Origin of the sequence: Sphingopyxis sp. USTB-05 (genome assembly GCF_023822045.1) — a bacterium.
Taxonomy (GTDB): domain Bacteria; phylum Pseudomonadota; class Alphaproteobacteria; order Sphingomonadales; family Sphingomonadaceae; genus Sphingopyxis.
The window spans coordinates 2941930-2961416 of the sequence record NZ_CP084712.1 but is presented as its reverse complement, the minus strand read 5'-3'; the positions used below and the strand labels follow the sequence as shown (position 1 = coordinate 2961416).

At 64.1% G+C, this 19487-nt stretch carries 17 protein-coding genes and 1 tRNA gene; 9 read left to right on the top strand and 9 right to left on the bottom strand.

The window, feature by feature from the left end; translation table 11 throughout:
• Positions 1-4 precede the first annotated feature (4 nt).
• From KEC45_RS13700 to KEC45_RS13675, 6 genes are read right to left on the bottom strand one after another with little or no spacing between them, the layout of a single operon-like run.
• A complete protein-coding gene (locus KEC45_RS13700; protein ID WP_062178179.1) occupies positions 5-1630 on the bottom strand; it encodes an amidohydrolase family protein in 1626 nt (541 codons plus the stop codon).
• Positions 1631-1649: 19 nt separating this feature from the next.
• Positions 1650-3599 (bottom strand): serine hydrolase, encoded by a 1950-nt coding sequence (locus tag KEC45_RS13695; protein WP_062178183.1) that lies wholly within the window; start codon positions 3597-3599, stop codon positions 1650-1652.
• Positions 3600-3611: 12 nt separating this feature from the next.
• Positions 3612-5096, bottom strand: coding sequence for a serine hydrolase (locus tag KEC45_RS13690; RefSeq protein WP_062178186.1), 1485 nt, complete (start codon positions 5094-5096; stop codon positions 3612-3614).
• A 26-nt stretch (positions 5097-5122) separates the two neighbouring features.
• Positions 5123-6163, bottom strand: coding sequence for a DUF1611 domain-containing protein (locus KEC45_RS13685; protein WP_062178189.1), 1041 nt, complete (start codon positions 6161-6163; stop codon positions 5123-5125).
• Complete coding sequence (locus tag KEC45_RS13680; protein WP_252171112.1) at positions 6163-7368, bottom strand: dipeptidase; 1206 nt, start codon at positions 7366-7368, stop codon at positions 6163-6165. Before KEC45_RS13680 ends, KEC45_RS13685 begins: the two co-directional genes overlap by 1 nt.
• A gap of 34 nt (positions 7369-7402) precedes the next feature.
• A complete protein-coding gene (locus tag KEC45_RS13675) occupies positions 7403-9286 on the bottom strand; it encodes a CocE/NonD family hydrolase (protein ID WP_202966782.1) in 1884 nt (627 codons plus the stop codon).
• Between the two features lie 199 nt (positions 9287-9485).
• Here KEC45_RS13675 and KEC45_RS13670 point away from each other — a divergent pair, with 199 nt between their 5' ends.
• The gene (locus tag KEC45_RS13670; protein ID WP_062178195.1) at positions 9486-12266 is read left to right on the top strand and encodes a TonB-dependent siderophore receptor; all 2781 of its coding nucleotides are present in this window, start codon (positions 9486-9488) and stop codon (positions 12264-12266) included.
• A gap of 99 nt (positions 12267-12365) precedes the next feature.
• On the opposite strand, the gene KEC45_RS13665 is transcribed toward KEC45_RS13670, so the two are convergent.
• From KEC45_RS13665 to KEC45_RS13655, 3 genes are all read right to left on the bottom strand, one after another.
• Positions 12366-12713, bottom strand: coding sequence for a RidA family protein (locus KEC45_RS13665; RefSeq protein ID WP_062178197.1), 348 nt, complete (start codon positions 12711-12713; stop codon positions 12366-12368).
• Between the two features lie 196 nt (positions 12714-12909).
• Positions 12910-12985: transfer RNA gene (locus KEC45_RS13660), tRNA-Thr, on the bottom strand.
• A 17-nt stretch (positions 12986-13002) separates the two neighbouring features.
• Entirely contained in the window at positions 13003-13872 is an 870-nt protein-coding gene (locus tag KEC45_RS13655; protein ID WP_062178199.1) for a hypothetical protein, read from the bottom strand.
• Here KEC45_RS13655 and KEC45_RS13650 point away from each other — a divergent pair.
• The 8 genes from KEC45_RS13650 (at position 13855) to miaB (ending at position 19446) form a co-directional block, all read left to right on the top strand.
• Positions 13855-14508 carry a NifU family protein gene (locus tag KEC45_RS13650; RefSeq protein ID WP_152682298.1) on the top strand — a complete coding sequence of 218 codons (654 nt, stop codon included), beginning with the start codon at positions 13855-13857 and terminating at the stop codon, positions 14506-14508. The genes KEC45_RS13655 and KEC45_RS13650 overlap by 18 nt on opposite strands.
• 25 nt (positions 14509-14533) lie before the next feature.
• Positions 14534-15127 carry a malonic semialdehyde reductase gene (locus tag KEC45_RS13645; protein ID WP_062178201.1) on the top strand — a complete coding sequence of 198 codons (594 nt, stop codon included), beginning with the start codon at positions 14534-14536 and terminating at the stop codon, positions 15125-15127.
• Between the two features lie 17 nt (positions 15128-15144).
• Positions 15145-15762, top strand: coding sequence for a tRNA (adenosine(37)-N6)-threonylcarbamoyltransferase complex dimerization subunit type 1 TsaB (gene tsaB / locus KEC45_RS13640; protein ID WP_062178204.1), 618 nt, complete (start codon positions 15145-15147; stop codon positions 15760-15762).
• Entirely contained in the window at positions 15759-16241 is a 483-nt protein-coding gene (locus KEC45_RS13635; RefSeq protein WP_238586571.1) for a GNAT family N-acetyltransferase, read from the top strand. Before tsaB ends, KEC45_RS13635 begins: the two co-directional genes overlap by 4 nt.
• 108 nt (positions 16242-16349) lie before the next feature.
• Positions 16350-16784 (top strand): MucR family transcriptional regulator, encoded by a 435-nt coding sequence (locus tag KEC45_RS13630; RefSeq protein ID WP_062178207.1) that lies wholly within the window; start codon positions 16350-16352, stop codon positions 16782-16784.
• 134 nt (positions 16785-16918) lie between these two features.
• Positions 16919-17344, top strand: a complete 426-nt coding sequence (locus tag KEC45_RS13625; protein WP_056369183.1) for a Fur family transcriptional regulator — start codon at positions 16919-16921, stop codon at positions 17342-17344.
• Complete coding sequence (locus KEC45_RS13620; RefSeq protein ID WP_062183574.1) at positions 17316-18101, top strand: 1-acyl-sn-glycerol-3-phosphate acyltransferase; 786 nt, start codon at positions 17316-17318, stop codon at positions 18099-18101. The genes KEC45_RS13625 and KEC45_RS13620 overlap by 29 nt, the downstream gene beginning before the upstream one ends.
• A 58-nt stretch (positions 18102-18159) precedes the next feature.
• A complete protein-coding gene (miaB, locus tag KEC45_RS13615; RefSeq protein ID WP_238586573.1) occupies positions 18160-19446 on the top strand; it encodes a tRNA (N6-isopentenyl adenosine(37)-C2)-methylthiotransferase MiaB in 1287 nt (428 codons plus the stop codon).
• Positions 19447-19487 lie beyond the last annotated feature (41 nt).

Below are 19487 nucleotides of genomic sequence, written 5' to 3'. Positions count from 1 at the left end.
TGGCTCAGATCGCGGTGCACGCATGACGCAGGACGTTGCCGCTCCGCGAACCGGTCGGTTGCCCCTTGGCCAGAGCGACGACGCCGTTGACGATCACGTCGCCGATGCCTTCGGGCGCTGCCGTCGGCGCTTCATAGGTCGCCCGGTCCTTGATCGCCGCGAGGTCAAAGACGACGATGTCGGCGCGCATGCCTTCGCGTAGCAGCCCGCGATCGGAGAGGCCTAGCCGCTGCGCCGGCCAGCCGGTCATCTTGCGGATCGCGTCGGGCAACGTCAGCACCGGACGTGCCTGGACATATTCGGCGATGATGCGCGGAAAGGTGCCATAGGAGCGCGGATGCGGCCGCCCCGCGGTTTCGGCGGCGACCGTGCTGTCCGCTGCCGAGGCGTCGGTCCCGATGCTGACCCACGGCTGTTTCATCGCGAGGTCGATGTCCTTGTCGTCCATCATGAAATAGAGCGCCGACGCGCGCGCGGGCAGCGCGGCAAGCCAGATGTCCCACGCGGCGTCGGCGGGATCCTTGCCCAGCGCCTTGCCGATCTCGGCGAAATTCTGGCCGTTGAAGCGCTTGTACTGTTCGGCCTGACCGTTAGCGAGCACGACATTCTTCCACCCGCCCGACGCATGGACCAGGTTCGACCAGTCCGCCTGCGGCCCGGCGGCGAGTTCCTTTTTGAGCTGAACACGAACGGCGGGATCGCGCACCGCTTCATGCGCTGCCTCGCGGCCCTTTGCGAAGACATGCGTCGGAACGGTGACGTCGAGCCCGGTGCCACCGGCGCGATAGGGATAGATATTCGCGCCGATGTCGACGCCGCGCGTCCGCGCCGCCTCGATCCGCGCGATCGCCTGCGGCATCAGCTTGCCCCACAGCGGCGCATAGGCGGCCTTGATGTGGAACACCTCGACCTTCGCGCCGCTGCGTTCGCCGATCTGGACCGCCTCGTCGATCGCGGCGAGCAATTTGTCGCTCTCGTCGCGCATATGCGTCGCATAAAAGCCGCCGCATTTGCCCGGAATTGCAGCGAGCCGCGCAAGGTCGTCCGTCGCCTGAAAGCTCGCCGGCGAATAGATGAGCGCCGACGAAATGCCGAATGCACCCGCCTTCATCGCGGTACGCACCTCATCCTCCATGGCGCGCATCTGGGTTTCGTTCGGGGCGCCATCGCCATCGCCCATCACCTTCACGCGCGCCTGGATCGCGCCATAATAGGTACCGAAGTTGACGGCGATGCCCTGCGTCTCGAGCGTGTTGAAATAACCCGCGAGTTCGCCCGCGGGGACCGCGGTTCCGCCTTCGCCGGCGATCAGCGTGGTGACGCCCATCTGGAGCTTGTTTGCCGCCGATCCGTCGCGCAGCAGCACGCGTCCCGACTGATCAAGCATGTCGATGAACCCCGGCGAGACATAGCGGCCGCGCGCATCGATCTCCTGTTTCCCCTTCGTCTCGATCACGCCGACGCGCGCGATGCGGCCGTCCTTGATCGCGACGTCGGCGGTGACCCAAGGATTGCCCGCGCCGTCGAGCACGCGGCCGCCGCGAATGACGATGTCATAGGCGGCGGGCGGAGGCGCGGCCGCGCCGACCAGCAGCAACGAGGCAAGGGCAAGCGCGAACGGCCGTGTCATGCGGAAATCTCCCTGATTTTCAGTCCTCGACGTACAGATATTGCGTCTGCTGGCCGTCGTTGATGCTGAGCGTGCGCTTGCCGTCCTTGGTGCCGACCAGCGCATCGACGCCGATGTTGCCGGGGCCGACCGAGATGATCGACATGCTGCCGTCGGCATTCTTGCGCGTCGCGATCGGCCCCTCGACGAAGCCGGCCTTGATCCATTTCTGGCCGTTCTTTTCGCTGATCGTGATCTGCCCGACCGACGGGTCGCGATAGTGACCGGCGAGGCCCGCCAGCACCGCTGCGTCGCCCGGATAGGTCAACCGCTCGCGCTTCGCACCGGCCTGCGCCTTGATCCGTGTCGCCGCCGCGGTGATATCGCGCGCCGCCTCGGGCTGGCCGTCATAGAGTATTTCGAGCAGGCGGCGGAGCGTCGGCGCCAGCATCGATGCGCCCGGATCGCTGTTGGTCAGGATCACCATGCCGACACCGGACTCGGGAAGCGCAAACCAGGTGCTGTGATAGCCGACCAATGTGCCGCCATGCGTGACGACCTGCACGCCCGATGCGTCGCGCTGGAACAGGCCCATGCCGTACCAGCTGTCGGGTCCGACCTGCACGCCTTTTTCCCGGCGCGCGAGCAGGTTGGTTTCGCTCACCAGGCGCTTGCCGTCGAGCATGCCCTTGCCGAGTTCGAGCTGGACATAGCGCACCATGTCGGCGGTGGTGGAAAAGGCTGCGCCCGCAGGGCGATACGGATAGGGCGACCAGTTGAAGTCGTTCGACATCAAAGTCACCTTGCCGTCGATGTCGAGGCCGTGCGGCGCCGCCCAATTGCCCGCCATGCCCTCGGCATAATCGAAGGTGCTGTCCTTCATGCCGAGCGGCTTGAAGACTTTCTCTTCCATCGCCCGGTCATAGGCGGCGCCGAATTCCATCTTCGGATAGAGGATGTGCCCGCCGACATAGCCCGCCGCCGAGGCGAGCTGGTTGTTATATTGGAACAGGTCGCCGAACTTGCTGGTCGGCATCGTCGCGGCAAGCTGTTTGAACGTGTCCGCGGCAGGCTGTCCCTTGTCGGCGAGGATGAAGCCGAAATCCTTGCGCGGCAAACCGGTGCAAGCGCAGATCAGATGCTTGACCAGTACCGACTTGGTGACCTCGTCATTGCCGAGGCGGAACTCTGGATACAGGTCGACGACCTTCTCGTCCCAGCGCAGTTTGCCTTCGTCGGCAAGCGTCGACAGGAGGAGCGTGGTCATCCCCTTGGTGTTCGACGCGATCATGAACTTGGTGTGCTCGTCGACCTTTTCGGGCGAGCCGAGCGCGCGAACGCCGAAGCCGCCCTGCCACAGCACCTTGCCATCGTCGATCAGCGCAAAGCCGACGCCGGGGACTTCGAGTTCCTCACGGCTCTGCTCGACGAAGTCGGTGAGCAGCTTGATCCGCTCGGGCGTGAGTTCGTGCGCGGTCTTGCCGGCGAAACTTTCCTTCTGGAAACCCGCCGGGCGAAGGCCCTGCGACACCACCGACATCGCGGCCGAGCGCTTGGCGGCGGTACCAGCCGAACCATCGACGATCAGCACGGTCCACGCGGTGCCCTTGCGCAGCGCGCTTGCCGAGCGCGCGGCGCGCTCGGTCGGCAATGTTTCATAGGCAAAGCTCACGCGCTCGTCCCAGCCGTCGGCCGGAGGCGCCGCGGTGCTGGTGCGCTGCGTCGGCACGGCACCCGGCCGGACGACCGCCCAGGCTTTGGCGGCGGCATCCGCGGCGTCGGCGGCAGCGCCGATTTCGGCGACCACAATACGCAGGTCTCCCTCGGGCGATGTGAAGACGAGCGCGGGGCCCTGCTTCGATGCGGTCCAGTCCTTGGGCTGCACATATTGCACGCCGCTGGCGAGCTTGCCGGGCGTATCGGCCGCGACGGTCTGCGCGAGGGCGGCGACGGGCGCGCAGGAGAGCGCGAGTGCGATCAACAGCTTCATGATGGCTTCTCCTCAGGGTTGGACAAAATGATAGAGAACATGCGGTTGCGACGTGAAGGACAGGCGCCAGCGCCCCTCGGCGCCGTGGAACAGCAATTGCTCGTAAGGGCCGCCGGCGCGGGCACCCGTGGCCTGTTCGAACCGCATCGGGCCGACGCGTTCCCAATAGGTGGTTTTGCCCTCGCTGGTGACGGTGACGGCATTCGGTCCGGCCGCTGCGATTTTCAGGTCGCGTTCGGGGTTGGGGGTGCGCGCATAGTCGCGGCGATTGCCGCGATAGGCGCCGAGCGGCAGCACCTCACCCGCCGGTGCGGCGATGCGCGGGGCGGGAGCGACCGGGAACAGCCGGCCGATCAGCGCTTCGGTCAGTTCGGTCCGCCCGCCATAGCTGCCCTGGCCGCCGGTCTCGGAGACGAAGAAGCCGAGCCCGGCCTCGGGCGCCAAAATCATGTTCGAATGGAAATCGCCGGTGTTGCCGCCATGCCCAACCATGCGCGGGCCCTTTTCACGAACGACAAAAAAGCCGTGCGCCATGCCGGGCAGGCCGGGGGCGTTGGCGACCGAATCGGTCATCAGCAATTTGACCGACTCGGGCTTCAGGATGCGCGCCTTGCCCAGCGCGCCGCCGTTCATCATCGCCATCATGAAACGGGCCATGTCGGGGCCGCTGCTCGTGCCCGACCCAGCGGGCATCACCGGGCTGAACAGTTCGAACGGTTCGGCCACCAGCCGCCCGTCCTTGACCTGATAGCCCGACGCCATCCGGGGTGCGAGCGCGGCGGGCAGCGGTTCGCGAAAGGTCGTGGCATTCATGCCGAGCGGCGCGAAGATATGCTTTTCGACATAATCGGGGAAAGCTTCGCCCGACACGCGCTCGACGATATAGCCGGCGAGCACCGAGCCATAGTTGGAATAGGATGTCTCGGTCCCGGGGGCCCAATGGCGAACGGGAATATGCGTCTTCATCCATTCGACATAGGGCGTGATCTTGTCGGGCGTCGGTGCGGTCAGCCCGCCGACATCGCTCATCCCCGGCGTGTGCGACAAAAGGTCGCGCACGCGGATCGGCTTGCCCTCGAACTCGGGGATTTTGAAATCGAGATATTTGTTCACATCGGCGTCAAGGTCGACGCGGCCCGCTTCGACTTGTTGCAGCAGCGCGCTCCACGTGAACATCTTCGACACCGATCCCGGTCGGAACAGCGTCTGCTGCCCGTCGACAGCGACGCTTTTGTCGATATCGGCAAAGCCGTAACCGCGCGAGAATAGCACCTTGTCGCGATAGACGACGGTGACAATGGCGCCCGCGACTTCGCGCGTCGCGATCTGCTGCGCCATCACGCCGTCGACGAAATCGGCAAGCCCGCCGATCCGGTCCTGCGGGATGCTATAGCTGGTTTCCGCAGCGGATTGCGCCGTGGCGACGGAGGGCAGGGCGATCGAGCCGAGCAGCGCGGCGGCATATGCGGTACGGCGCAGGGCCGGGAATCGGGTCATGCAAGGTCTCCGAAGATCAAAGGGGTTCATGCAAGGCAGCTATCGACGAGGGCGTCGAATGCAGGCCCGCCGCGGATCGGATCGGCCACGGGCAGGCCCAGCCGCGCGCTCTCACGCGCCATCAGCTCGGTCGCCGTCTCTTCGTCGAGCGCCGAGGTGTTGAAGGCAAAGCCGCCGCAACGGATCGCGGGATTGGTCCGTCGGCCCAGCAGCATCGTGAGTTCGACCACTTCCTCGACGCTGGTCAGCGTATAGCCTGCGGTGCCGAGCATCTCGGTACGGCCGGGCTCGTGGCAGACGACGAAGACATCGGGCTGGCTGCCATGGAGCAGGCCAAGCGACACCGCGGCATAGGATGGGTGGGTCAGCGCGCCCTGACCTTCGATCACGTCCCAATGGTTTGCGGGCGCATCGGGCGACAACAGCTCGGCCGCACCGGCCTCGAAATCGGAGACGACCGCGTCCATCGGGATGCCGCCGCCCGCGATCATGATGCCTGTCTGACCGCTTGCGCGAAAATCACTGTCGATGCCGCGCTGCTCGAACGCACGAAATAGCGCCAGCGCGGTATATTTCTTGCCGAGCGCGCAGTCGGTTCCGACGGTCAGCAGCCGCTTGCCGCTGCGTTTCCGCCCGGTTCCGACCGGAAGCTGCGAGGGTGGCACGCGCACGTCGATCAGTTGGCGGCCGAGCCGGTGCGCCGCTTCGGCGAGTTCGGGAATGTCGGCGAGACGCATGTGCATGCCCGCGATCAGGTCGAGGCCCGCCTCCAGCGCCTCGATCAACGATGCACGCCAATTTGCCGGGATCACCCCGCCCGGGTTGGCGACCCCGATCACCAGCGCGCGCGCACCGCGTGCCCGCGCTTCGGCGGCGGTGAGCGCTTCCAGCCCGGTGGTGACCGTGGCGCCGGGCAGCCGCAGTTCGCCGACACATTTGTCGGGCGCCCAATCCTTCAGCCCAAAGGCGGTTTTGGCGTAACCGGCGATCGTCGTGTCGCCCAGGAACAGCACATAGGGCTGCGGCAGCACAAGTGCACCGGCAAGGCGGTCGGTCAGCGCGTTCATCAACCGCCCCAGGTCGCGGTCAGCAACCGCTGGAAATTGCCGCCGAGTACCGCAAGGATGTTCGCGTCCGAATATTTGCGGCGCAGCAATTCTTCGGTCAGATCGAACATCTTGCGCGGGTGGTCGAACCCGTCGATGTCGATCTTCTCGCGAAAGGCGTAGCTGTCCTTATAGGCGCCGCGCAGCATCTTGTTCATCTCGGGCGACGTATCGTCATAGCCATAGAGGTCGGAATCGGTGCCGACGCCGACATGGTCGATGCCGACAAGCTTCACCACATGGTCGATATGGTCGACATAGTTCACGATCGTCGTCGGATCGGTCTTGCTCACGAAATTGCGCACCCCGGTGATGCCCATCACGCCGCCTTTCGCGGCGCAGGCCTTGATTGCCTCATCAGTCTTGACGCGCGGATGGTCGATCAGCGCGCGGCAATTGCTGTGCGTGATCGCGATCGGCTTCGGTGAAATCTCGATTGCGTCCAGGGTTGTGCGGTCGCCGCAATGCGACACGTCGACCAGCATGCCGACTTCGTTCATCGCCTTGATGATCTCGACGCCGAAATCGCTGACGCCGCCGTCGACGCGGTCGGTCGACCCGGATCCGATGCGGTTTTGCGAGTTATAGGTGAGCTGGGCGCAGCGCTGCCCGATCTCATAGAAGGTCTTGACGTCGGCGGGGCGGTTGAAATGGTCCGCATTCTGCAGCCCCATGATCACCGCGACCTTGCCGTCCTTCTTGGCACGCAGGATGTCGGCGAACTTGTCGACCCCGGTAAAGACATGGCTGTTGCGCGCGACGAAGTTGCCCCAGATCGCGAAGAAGCTGAGCGCCTGTTCCTTTGCCGTCGGGCCGCCGATGCCCACCGCGTGATGGATGGCGTTGATGCCGCTGGCGCGAAAGTCCGCGGTTTCCTTTTCGCTCAGCGCCTTGGTATAATAGCTGGGATCGAAATCGATCTTGATCGGGGCCAGCATGTCCACGACGACCGCGCGCTGGACCAGTTCGATCGCGCGCTTCGAATAGGCGCGGTTCGTGAAGGGGCTGATCTGGAGATTCGCACGGGCGATATAAGGCGCGGCAAGGGGGGCGGCGAGCGCTGCGCCGGCGGCGCAAATCGCCTGTCGTCGAGAAAATAACATCATCATCCCCCATTTCGCAAATTTTCTAATCAGGACGATATTGTCCCAATTGGGTATCGTCAATCATTTCCTTCGAGCCGAAGAACCTTCCCGAAGTTCATCGCACCACGGGCAATTCGACATAGGACAGTCGGCCGGGCGCATGGTGGATGCTGTTCGTTGCGACGACGCCCTTGCTCTCGCGCTCGTTCGGGCCGCCGGTGTTGAGGTTGCGTACGAATTTGGGGAAGTTGGACGAAGTCACCTCGATGCGGATGCGGTGGCCGACGCCGAAACGGATGCTCGTCGCGATCGGCGACGGCCTGATTGGATACACCTCTCCCGGACGCATCATCGCCGGCTTGTCGAAGCCATCGCGATAGCGGGCGCGAAAAATCGTATCGCCGATGATCCACGCGGTGCCGTCGGGCGCGACGTCGACCAGCTTCACCGCGAAATCGGTATCGGCCGCGCTCGACGAGACGTTCAGCAGCGCGTCGACGAAACCGCTCACCTCGATCGCCTCGGTCAGCGGCTCGGTCGAATAGACGAGCACATCGTCGCGGATCTCGACGCCGCGCTGGTCGAATGCGCCGGGGATCACGATGCCGCCGTTGCAGCAGTCGCCGCCGCCGACCGTCGGCACGGGGTTCATCGGATCGTAGCGGAAGCGGTCGGGCGTATCCGTGGCGGGCGCGGCGGCGACCAGGCGGCCCCCACCGTTGAGGCTGTTCGCGTCGCCGCCGCTGTCGAGATACAGGCGCAGCGGCTTGGTACCCTTGGGCGGCCAACTCTCGTTGCTGCGCCATTGGTTGGCACCCATCGCGAAATAGCGGACGTGCGGCGTCGAGTCGGGGAAGGCTTTTTTGTCGCCCTTCAGCCAGCGATCGAACCAGCCGAAGACCGCACCGTCGACATCGAAGCTCGTGTCGCCCATCGATCGCTCGCCGACCACTGTATCCTTGCCGAGGCGCGAATAGCCGCAATGGGTGACGGGCGCGATCACCGCATATTGGTTTGCCGCCGCCTCGGCGTCGGTCTTGCTCGCGCGGGCGTGGTTGAACAACTCAAGATTCGGCCCGATCGAGACGTCGTACCAGCTATTGAACCATAGCGCGGGCACGCCCCAGCCCATGTCGTCGTGATAAAGCCCGCCCTCGCGCCAAGCCGGGTCGGCGGGCGTGCGCGCGATAAGGGTGTCGAAGGTCTGCGGCGGCTCGCCCAGGCTCGACAGCAAGCTATCCACCGGCAGGTGCTTGATGTGTTTGTTCCAGTCGACGCTGGGCTTGGTCGCGGCGAGGTCGTTGTTGAGCGTTGCGCGCGCGCGGGTGGCCTCGTCGATGTCGGCGGGAAGCTGGGCGCGGACGGGATTGTCGACGCCATAGAGCCAGACGAAGAACAGACTGCGCGGTACGCCGCCGGTGTACCAATTGCCCTGTTCCTGGAAACGGCCGACCTTGCCGATCCCGGCGCCCGCCGCCATCGGCACCATCGCCGCGTGCGCGGGATGGTTCTGCGCAGCGAGGGCGAGCTGCCATTCGGCAGAGGACGAGCATCCGAGCGTGCCGACCTTGCCGTTCGACCAGCCCTGCGACGCGATCCAGCTCAGCGTGTCATATCCGTCGGTTTGCGGCTTGCCGAGAATCTCATATTTGCCTTCGGAAAAATAGCGGCCGCGTTCGTTCTGGACGATGAAGATGTAGCCGCGTCGCGCCGCCTCGATCGCATAGCGCTGCGTCGATCCGCGCAGCTTATGTTCGTTATAGGGCGTCTTCCACAGGATCACCGGCAGCGGGCCCTTGGCGTTCTTCGGCGTATAGATGTTTGTCGACAGGCGTACCCCGTCGCGCATCGGCACCATCACCGCGATGCGCGAATCCGCGAGCGCCGCGAGTTCGCTCTCCAAGGCTTGCGGAGTGTATTTCGAAAGGTCCTGCGCGGCTACGGGCTGCGCCGCCACGGCGGCAAGAACCAAAGCGAGCGGCGAGCAAAAGCGCAACATCAGCAACTCCGTCATCCCAGTTTTCGGGCCCGATTCGACACCGGCGGTTTACAGACCTCAACCTAAACGCCTTGTCAATTATGGGCTTAATTTCTCGCAAAAGAAATATATTGTCCTGAATAGGACATTATGGCAGCTTCATTGCAGGGGAAACCAGATAAGCCGCCATCGAGCGGCTCAGCACAAAGGGGCGGATGAGATGCACAACCTTAACGACAAACTCGGTTACCGGATCGCGCGCGGCAGCAGTATTGCGGCGTTGGCGGCCGGATTGTTGCTCGCCGTGCCGGCCGCGGCGCAGACCGTCGCCGACACGGAGGCCACGGCCGACGAAGAGATTCTCGTCACCGGATCGCGCATCGCACGCGCCGGCTATGATCAGCCGACGCCGACGACGGTGATCGGCGAAGAAGATCTGCGCCTCGGCGCGCGCCCGAACATCCAGCAGGTATTGAACGACCTTCCGCAAATCCGACCGACCACGACGCCAAGCGTGTCGAACGGCAACACGTCGACCGGTACCGCACCCGTCGACATGCGCGGCCTCGGCTCGAACCGCACGCTCGTGCTGCTCGACGGTCGCCGTTTCGTGGGTGAGGGCAATCTCAATTTCATCCCGACGAATCTGGTCGAGCGCGTCGAGGTCGTGACCGGCGGCGCGTCGGCGGCCTGGGGCTCCGGCGCAGTCGCTGGCGTCGTAAACATCTTGCTCGACAAGGATTATGAAGGCCTCTCGATCGGCGGCAATGTCGGCACTTCGTCGCGCGGCGATGGCTTCCGCTATGGCTTCGATGCGAAATTCGGCACGAGCTTCGCCGACGGGCGCGGTCATTTCATCATCGGCGGCGAATATGTCAAAGACGAGGGCGTGATCCAGCGGAGCACGCGGCAGCAGCTCAACAGCCCCGATTTCATCCCGTCGGGCACGGGGTCGGAACTGGTTCGCGACGTGAATTTCGGCAACGTCACGTTGGGCGGCCTCATCACCAGCGGCGTGCTCGCGGGACAGACCTTCAACGCCGACGGGACGCTGCGGCCTTTCGCGCGTGGCACGAGTGTCGGTGCGGGCGCGTTTCCGCTCCGGATGGTCGGTGGCGCGGACGGCATCAACCTCTATGACACGATTCCGGTTTCGTCCCCGTTCGAGCGGCTGAGCACCTATGCCCGGCTGAGCTACGAAGTGGGCGATGCGACTTTCTGGGTGGATGGCAGCTATGCGCGCGCGGTGTCGAACGCGCCCTTCTTCGGCGATTATACGGTCGGCGGAGCGCTCGGCCTGCCATATCTCACGATCCAGGCGAACAATCCCTATCTGTCGACCGCGATCCGCGATCGGCTTGCCGCCGCCGGGGAGACGAGCTTCACCTTCGGCCGCTATTTCAACGACATCCTGCAACTGCAATTCCGCGGTGAGCGGGTCAGCAAGGAAGGCGCGATCGGCGTCGACGGCACCTTCGGCAACGGCTTCCGCTACAAGGCCTGGTACAGCCATGGCGAGGTCGACAGCGATCAGACGATGGGCAATTCGCGCCTTGTCCGGCAGTTCAACAATGCGATCAACGCGGTATTGAGCGGCGGGCAAATCGTCTGCGCGATCAATGCCGACGCCACCACGGCGAACGACGATGCCGCCTGCCGGCCGCTGAATCCCTTCGGCGCCTTGAATGCGTCCCCCGAAGCGCGCGCCTATGTCACAGGCGCGCAGCGGGCGTTCAGCACCAACAAGCTCGATTCGGTGGGCGCCGAAGTTCAGGGGGATCTATTCTCGCTATGGGCTGGCCCGGTGACCCTCGCGCTCGGCGCCGAGGCGCGCTGGGAAGAACAGGTTTCATCGCGCGAAGACTTCACGGTCGCGAATGCCAGTAATTTCGGCATCCTCGTCTTTTCGACGCCCACGTCGGGCGGGTTCAACGTCAAGGAAGCCTTCGGCGAAGTGCTGTTTCCGCTGCTCAAGCTTGAAAATGCGGTGGAACTCGATTTGAGCGGGGCGGCGCGTTATTCCGATTACAGCACCAGCGGCGGCATCTGGACGTGGAAAGCTGGCGGTACCGCGCGGCTGTTCAACGACCTGCTCCTTCGCGCAACGCGGTCGCGCGACATTCGTTCGCCGGGTATCGGCGAATTGTTCGCGCTCCGGTCGATCAACATCGGGCTGCTCAACGATCAGGACAGGGCTGGGCGGGCCGCAGCGAACCCTGCCTATAATCCGACGCCGTCCGCCGTCACGACCTATACCGGCGGTAACCCCAATCTCGTACCCGAAGTGAGCTATACGACATCGATTGGTGCAACCTATTCGCCGTCGTTTCTGCGCGGCTTCAGCGCCTCGGTCGATTACTACAAGATCAAGATCGACGGTGCGATCACAGCGCTCAACGGGTCAAACCTGACGCTTCTGTGTTCGCGCGGGGTCACCTCTGCCTGCGATAGCGTCACGCGCGATGCGACGGGGACGGTGACGCAGGTTGCGGCCACCCAGCAGAATATCGCAAGCTTCGAGACGAGTGGGCTGGATATGGAGGCATCCTATGTCGTCAACCTGTCGAACGTCAGTTCGGGCCTGCCGGGCAGCCTGCGCATCCGCGCGCTTGCGACCTATGTCGACAAGCTGGTGTTCGATACCGGCATCACGCGCGTCGAGACAGCCGGCGACGTCGGCGATGCGGTGCTGCGTGCAACGCCGAAGTGGCGCGGAACGCTCAGTGCGACCTATGAAGATAGCAGTTTCGGGTTCGACATCCGCGCCCGTTACATCGATGGCGGCAATTACGACCGGACGCGCACGACGCTCATCAACAACAAGATCGCGTCGCGGACCTATGTCGACCTGGGCGCGCGGTTCAAGATTGAGGACCGCTTCACCCTGTTCGCCAACGTCAACAACGTCTTCAACCGCAAGCCGCCGCTGATTACCGTCAACAGCACGCTGTATGACGTGGTCGGCACCTATATGACCGTCGGCGCGAGGGTCAATTTCTGATCGAATCCGTTTTCGGGGCAGTTCGAAGCAAGGTCACGCAGTCCCGGCCTTGCTTCGACTGCCTCGATAAGGGAGCAGGCAGAAGCCTTCGTTTCTACTTCAAGGTCGAGCGGCCGTGACGATGATTTCTACCCGGTAATCGGGCGTCGCCAGACGAACTTCGCCGGTCGCCCGCGTCGGCGCATTGGCGCCGCCAATCCAGTCTTCCCAGACCGCGTTCATCGCGGCGAAATCGGCCATGTCGGCCAACCAGACCATTGCCGTGAGCAGGTGCGACCGGTCCGTGCCGGCTTCGGCGAGCAGCGCGTCGATCGATGCGAGAATGGCGCGTGTTTGCGTGGTCGCGTCCTCGCCCGGTGCGCCAACCTGGCCGGCAAGATAAACGATGCCGCCATGGATCACGGCCTGGCTCATGCGTGGACCTGCATGCAGGCGTTCGATGGTCATATGAATCTCCTTCGTTTGTGGGACCGGCAAATGAAATCATGGTCGCAGGCGTCGCCGCGAGACGACCCCGCGCCAATTTGCCGAAGGGCGGATGACAGGTCGCGAAGAGTTCGGCAATTTGATCATGCGCACGGCGCCACCGCGTCTAGGACCGGCAGCGCCCGAAAGCGCACCTGAAACCTCCCGAATTATGTGATGGTGCCGGCTACAGGATTCGAACCCGTGGCCCCCTGATTACAAATCAGGTGCTCTACCAACTGAGCTAAGCCGGCACTTTTCGCCCTTTGCTTCAAATGACGCCAAAGGTCCAGCCTTCGGTTTGTGCGAGGGCGTCGGTCAGCGGCGATGGCGCCCAAGGCGCCGTGTCGCCGGCTATTGCGCGCAGCCATGCGGCGGTGAGCAGCGCGTCGCTCGCATGGTCGCTGACGGGGCCGGTCAAGCCGCAAGGGGGCGAACCCAGCGCCGCGAGCGCCTTGTCGAGCGCGGCGCCGTCACGGATCTTGCTGCGTCCCGGAGGAAGACCCGCCGCACGCGCGGCAAGGCTGGTATAGATTTCGACCAGCATCGGGCCTGTTCGAGGCACGGGATCGCGGGGCCACAAGGGTATGCGGCCTGTCAGCCGGTGGAGCAGCCGCATCCCCGACAGGCTGGCCTTGCCGACCTGCGCCGCGCCGACGAGGTTGAAATTGCTTACGCTTGCCGCCTGCTTCGTCGTGCGCTGATGCTGTTCGACGACACGCAGTCGCCCCGCGCCGGGCTCGAACAGGTCGCCGGCCGCACCCGTTTGCCGAAAGTGCCGGCGCGCCTCCGGATGCGTGAGAAACCCGCCAGCCTCATAATATGGATCGTCGCCGGCGAACTGCTCGACGAGCGCCCAGAGCGCGCCCATGTCAGCAGGAGTCTCCGTCCAGCCGGGGAAATAGGCGCCATGGTCGGCGAAGGCGAAGGCTGCCGAAAAGTCGAATCCGATCAACATATTCGTGCCCGCCGCCGCGACATCCTCCAGCCAGTTCAGGATTTCGGCGCGCGACCAGACATGCTCGGGCTGCACCAGGGCGGGCGCCGCCGTGTCGCTCGCGACAGCGAGCGCGATCCCGCGCTGCCGTTCTCCGCGTGCACCCGACCAGTCGATGGCGGCGAAATGAGTGAAACGGCGCATCGGGGCGCCTTAGCGCATCCCTATCATCTTGCACAAAGCCTCGCTCCGCCCCACATGCACGCCATGCTGATCGAAACCGAATCGACGCCCAATCCCGCGACGCTCAAATTCCTGCCCGGCCGGGCGGTGATGGAAACGGGGACTCGCGACTTTGCCAGCCCCGAAGAGGCCGAGGCGTCGCCGCTCGCGAGCGCGCTTTTCTCGCTCGGCGATGTGACCGGCGTCTTTTTCGGCCGTGAATTCGTGTCGGTGACGATTGCGCCCGGCGCCGAATGGGCCGACGTAAAGCCAGACGTCCTGGGCATCGTCATGGACCATTTCCTTGCCGAAGTGCCGCTGTTCAACGCCGCGAGCGCGGGCTTTTCGGTGCCGGCCGAGGATGAGGGGTTCGCCGATGATCCCGCCGACGCCGACATCATCGACCAGATCAAGGAACTTATCGAAACGCGCGTCCGTCCTGCGGTCGCCAACGACGGTGGCGACATCGTCTATCGCGGTTTCGACAAGGGCAATGTGTACCTCAAGATGCAGGGCGCCTGCGCGGGATGTCCGTCATCGACCGCAACGCTCAAGAATGGCATCGAGTCCCTCTTGAAACATTATGTGCCTGAGGTAACGGCAGTCCACGCCGTCTGACCAATATTTCCTGAGGAGTTAGCCCATGAGCGAGCCGCTTTCCGACAGCGCTCTCGACCAGCTTTTTCGTACCGCGCGCACCTATAACGGCTATCTCGACAAGCCTGTTTCGGAGACGCAACTGCACGCGATCTGGGATCTGGTGAAATTCGGCCCGACCAGCGCGAACAGCCTGCCGGCGCGGATCGTCTGGTGCGTGAGCGACGAAGCGAAGCAAAAGGTTGCGGCGTTCGCGCTCCCGGCCAATGCCGAAAAGATTCTTGCCGCACCGGTCACCGCGATCATCGCGAGCGACAACGAGTTCTACGAAAATCTGCCCGAACTCTTTCCGCACACCGATGCGCGGAGCTGGTTCGTCGGCAATGATGCGCTGGCGCAGACGACCGCCTTCCGCAATTCGAGCCTGCAGGGCGCCTATTTCATTCTCGCAGCGCGCGCACTTGGTCTCGATACCGGGCCGATGTCGGGCTTCAACAACGCCGCGGTCGACGAAGCCTTCTTCGCCGACCAGCCGCATGTGAAGAGCAATTTCATCTCGACCCTCGGCTATGGCGATCCGGCGACGATCTTCGAACGCAGCCCGCGGCCGGACTTCGCGCGCTTCAACCGCATCGCCTGAGCGAGCGCCTCACCTCCATGCGGTATCTGGTCATCGATTCGGCGAGCGAGGCCTGTTCGGTGGCGCTGCTGGAGGCGGAGGCCGTCGTCGACTATCGTCATGAGATCATCGGCCGCGGTCATGCCGAGCGGCTGGTTCCGCTGATTGCCGAACTTGCCGGCGGCGGACGTGCCGACATCATCGCTGCGGGATGCGGCCCGGGCAGTTTTGCCGGGGTACGTATCGGCGTGGCGGCGGCTCGCGCGCTGGCGCTTGGCTGGCAAGTGCCGGTACGCGGCTTTTCGACGCTCGCGCTCGTCGCGGCAGGGGCAGCCGATGCCATCGCGGCGGCGGGCGGCGGGCTGGTCGTGGTCGAAGGCGGGCATGGTCAATGGTTCGTCCAGCCGTTCGCCGCGGACCTGTTGCCGCGTGCTGAGATTCGCTCGCTTGTGCCGGACGAGGCGGTGTTGATCGAGGGCGAACTCGTCGTCGGAAACCGTGCCGAACCTTTTGTTGAGCGTCGTGGTTCGGGGTGCGCACTTGCGACCTTGCCCGACGCGCGCGCGTTCCTCCGCTTGCCCGCCGCCGCGCTGAACGACCAGCCCAGCCCGATCTATGGCCGCGCCCCCGACGCCAAGCCGATGGCGCCGGCATGACCGCAGACGTTCGCCTTGCCACCGCCCGTGTCGGCGACCTTGCCGCGGTAATGCGCGTAATGGATGCCGCGTTCGAGCCCGCCTATGGCGAAGCGTGGAGCGGGGCGCAGCTTTTGACGTTATTCGCTTTGCCGTCGGCGCGCGTATGCCTCGCATGGGATGGCGAGCGGGCCTGCGGTTTCTCTGCGGCGCGTATCGCCGGTCCCGAAAGCGAATTATTGTTGCTTGCGGTCGATCCGCAGTTTCGAGGCCGCGGTATCGGCGCATTACTGATCGACGACTGGCGCGCTTGGGCCGCTGAACTGGGTGCCGAAGATTATTTCCTTGAAATGCGGGCAGATAATGACGCGGTTCATCTTTATGAATCCGCCGGCTTTAGCGAGTGCGGGCGGCGTCCGGCCTATTATCGTGGTACCGACGGCGTCGTTCGCGACGCAATAACCATGCGGAGATCGGCACGAGAGGCAAAGCCCGACTGATCGGTCATTGCGGAATTCCATCCAAAGTGGCAGTAATCGGGCCGGCGAAAGAACAGATCCAATATTCGCCGACCTTGCTCTTGGGTAATATATACGAGGAATAGTCTCATGTCCGACCAAGCCGATACCAACGAGATGCTCGTTACGCTGACTGCCGACATCGTCGCGGCACATGTCAGCAATAACAGCGTCGCCATTTCAGACCTCTCCCTTTTGATAAATAATGTGCACGCCGCGCTGTCCGGTCTCGGGACCGAAGCAGTCGTCGAGGAAAAGCTGGTGCCGGCGGTGTCGATCCGCACCTCGGTGAAGCCCGACTATATTGTCTGTCTCGAAGACGGCAAAAAGTTGAAGATGCTGCGCCGACACCTGATGACGCATTATGGCATGACCCCCGAAGACTATCGCGCCAAATGGGGGCTTCCCGCCGACTATCCGATGGTTGCCCCGAATTACGCCGAAAAGCGCCGTGCGCTGGCGAAAGAAATCGGCCTCGGCACCAAAGGTCGTGGCGGTGGCCGCAAGCGTAAGCCGAAGGTCTGAGGCACTGCGATATTAGCTCCGGCGGAGCAGGGAAGGGCGGCGTCGTAGGGGTGCCGCCCTTGTCCTATCCGCGGGGCGTGCCTATACAGTTTGTAACAAAGACAGACACGGCTGCATCTGCAGGAAAGGCAAGCATGTCCGGTAACATCGATCTCGAAGCCCTGTGCCACGAAAAGGGGCTGCGTATCACCGAGCAGCGTCGCATCATTGCGCGCGTAATCTCGGATTCGGAGGATCACCCCGACGTCGAGACGCTCTATGAGCGTGCATCAAAGGTCGATAGCGGCATCTCGATCGCCACCGTCTATCGTACCGTCCGCCTGTTCGAAGAGGCGGGCATCCTCGATCGTCACGACTTTGGCGACGGCCGCTCGCGTTACGAAGCCGCGCCCGAGGCGCATCACGATCATCTGATCGACGTCGAAACCGGCAAGGTGATCGAATTCGTCGATCCCGAGCTCGAGGCGTTGCAGAAGGTGATCGCCGAACGGCTGGGCTTCCGCCTCGTCGACCACCGCATGGAGCTTTATGGTGTCGCCATCGATCGCAAGCGCGACTGATCGCAGTACGATTACCTGGCGGACGGTCGCCCGTCTCGCCTTGATGGTGCTGACGCTCCTTTTTCTGATCGTCCCGCACCTTCTCTATCGCGCCGTCGGGCGTCCGTCGCCGATGGTCATGGCCTTCCTAAACGCCGTCGGCTGGATCGCGGGGTTGCGCATCCGCACGACGGGTACGCGGCTCCGGCGCAATGTACTGTTCGTGTCGAACCATGTGAGTTGGCTCGACATTCTCGCTCTGGGCGGTGCCGCACGCTCGGCGTTCGTGTCGAAGGCAGAGGTCGGCACGACGCCGCTCGTTGGCTGGCTCGCCGACCAGAACCACACCGTCTATGTCCAGCGCGAGGCGCGGCGCGAGATTCACAATCAGGCGAACGACCTGCGCAACGCGCTCGCGCGCGGCCGTCCCGTGACGCTCTTTCCCGAAGGTACGACGGGCCCCGGCGACGGACTGCTGCCGTTCCGCGCGTCATTGTTCCAGGCGATGATCCCGACGCCGCCGAACCTGCGCGTTCAGCCGGTGTTTCTCGATTACGGGCCCGAGGCGAGCGACATCGCCTGGCTCGATCCTGAATCCGGGCTCGGCAATTTCAAACGGCTGCTCGCGCGCAAGCGCCCGATCCACCTGACGATCCACTATCTCGATCCGCTTCCCGATATCGTCGAAGGCGACCGAAAACTGCTCGCCGAGGCGGCGCGCGCGACGATCGCGGCGGAAATCGCACGGTCTTCCGCCAGCGCGCCGCATCGCCTATAGCGCGCCGATGAAATCCGACTCTCCTAAAACATTTCACGTCAAATCCTTCGGTTGCCAGATGAACGTCTATGACGGCGAGCGCATGGCCGAGATGCTGGGCGCCGAGGGCTATGTTGCCGCCGCCGATGGCGCCGACGCCGACCTTGTCGTGCTCAACACCTGCCACATCCGCGAAAAGGCGGCCGAGAAAGTCTATTCGGACATCGGCCGGCTGAAGCGCGCCGACGGCAGCACCCCGACGATCGCGGTCGCCGGTTGCGTCGCGCAGGCCGAGGGTGCCGAGATCGCCCGCCGCGCGCCCAGCGTCGATGTCGTCGTCGGCCCGCAGGCCTATCACCGCTTGCCCGACTTGATCGCCCGCGCCGAAAAGGGCGAAAAGGCGATCGATCTCGACATGCCGCTCGAAAGCAAGTTCGGCGCGCTGCCGAAGCGCGCCGGCGGCCAGCGCCCGACCGCTTTCCTGACCGTGCAGGAAGGCTGCGACAAATTCTGCACCTATTGTGTCGTGCCCTACACGCGCGGTGCCGAGATCAGCCGGCCTTATGCGGATCTGATCGCGGAGGCGCGTGCGCTCGTCGCGGGCGGGGTGCGTGAGATCACCTTGCTTGGGCAGAACGTCAACGCATGGGATGGCGAAGACGACAAGGGCAGGGCAATCGGCCTCGACGGGTTGATCCGCGAACTGGCGCGCGAGGATGGTTTGGATCGTATCCGCTATACGACCAGCCACCCCAATGACATGACCGATGGGTTGATCGCCGCGCATGGCGAGATCGACAAGCTGATGCCCTTCCTCCACCTGCCGGTGCAGGCGGGCAGCGACCGCATCCTTGCCGCGATGAACCGCAGCCATTCGGTCGAAAGCTACTTGAAGATCATCGAACGCGTCCGCGCCGTTCGCCCGGATATCGCGATTTCGGGCGACTTCATCGTCGGTTTCCCCGGTGAAAGCGACCAGGATTTCGAGGCGACGCTCGATATCGTCCGCGCCACCAATTATGCGATGGCATATAGCTTCAAATATTCGCGCCGCCCCGGCACCCCCGCCGCGACGATGGAGGGCCAGATCGAAGAGGCGGTGATGAACGACCGCCTCCAGCGATTGCAGGCGCTGCTCAACGAACAGCAGCAGGCGTTCAACGAAGCGACCGTCGGCCGCACGACGCGCCTGCTCCTGGAACGCAAGGGCAAGCTCGACGGCCAGCTCATCGGCAAGTCGCCCTGGCTCCAGTCGGTGCATGTCATCGCGCCGGGGCTGAAGATCGGCGATATGATCGATGTACGGATCACTTCGGCCGGCGCGAACAGTGTCGGCGCCGAAGCCTTGACGGAAGAGGTCGCCTAGTGCGCCTGGCGGAAGCTGTCTCTTCGAAGACACACTCCGTC